The sequence below is a fragment of the Levilactobacillus yiduensis genome (genome assembly GCF_024718525.1).
GTDB classification, from domain to species: domain Bacteria; phylum Bacillota; class Bacilli; order Lactobacillales; family Lactobacillaceae; genus Levilactobacillus; species Levilactobacillus yiduensis.
Genome location: NZ_JAMXAZ010000072.1, coordinates 1 through 1,032, shown reverse-complemented (window position 1 = coordinate 1,032; position 1,032 = coordinate 1). Strand labels below are relative to the sequence as shown.

The window sequence follows — 1,032 nt, the reverse complement described above, 5'->3', positions numbered from 1 at the left end:
TGGATGATCCCGCGGCGTATTAGTTAGTTGGTGAGGTAAAGGCCCACCAAGACAATGATACGTAGCCGACCTGAGAGGGTAATCGGCCACATTGGGACTGAGACACGGCCCAAACTCCTACGGGAGGCAGCAGTAGGGAATCTTCCACAATGGACGAAAGTCTGATGGAGCAATGCCGCGTGAGTGAAGAAGGGTTTCGGCTCGTAAAACTCTGTTGTTAAAGAAGAACACCTCTGAGAGTAACTGTTCAGGGGTTGACGGTATTTAACCAGAAAGCCACGGCTAACTACGTGCCAGCAGCCGCGGTAATACGTAGGTGGCAAGCGTTGTCCGGATTTATTGGGCGTAAAGCGAGCGCAGGCGGTTTCTTAAGTCTGATGTGAAAGCCTTCGGCTTAACCGGAGAAGTGCATCGGAAACTGGGTAACTTGAGTGCAGAAGAGGACAGTGGAACTCCATGTGTAGCGGTGGAATGCGTAGATATATGGAAGAACACCAGTGGCGAAGGCGGCTGTCTAGTCTGTAACTGACGCTGAGGCTCGAAAGCATGGGTAGCGAACAGGATTAGATACCCTGGTAGTCCATGCCGTAAACGATGAGTGCTAGGTGTTGGAGGGTTTCCGCCCTTCAGTGCCGCAGCTAACGCATTAAGCACTCCGCCTGGGGAGTACGACCGCAAGGTTGAAACTCAAAGGAATTGACGGGGGCCCGCACAAGCGGTGGAGCATGTGGTTTAATTCGAAGCTACGCGAAGAACCTTACCAGGTCTTGACATACTATGCAAACCTAAGAGATTAGGCGTTCCCTTCGGGGACATGGATACAGGTGGTGCATGGTTGTCGTCAGCTCGTGTCGTGAGATGTTGGGTTAAGTCCCGCAACGAGCGCAACCCTTATTATCAGTTGCCAGCATTCAGTTGGGCACTCTGGTGAGACTGCCGGTGACAAACCGGAGGAAGGTGGGGATGACGTCAAATCATCATGCCCCTTATGACCTGGGCTACACACGTGCTACAATGGACGGTACAACGAGT

At 52.4% G+C, this 1,032-nt stretch carries 1 rRNA gene; it reads left to right on the top strand.

Annotation, left to right across the window (positions count from 1 at the left end):
- Positions 1-1,032: ribosomal RNA gene (locus NGM66_RS14330) — 16S ribosomal RNA — on the top strand; the annotation flags it as partial.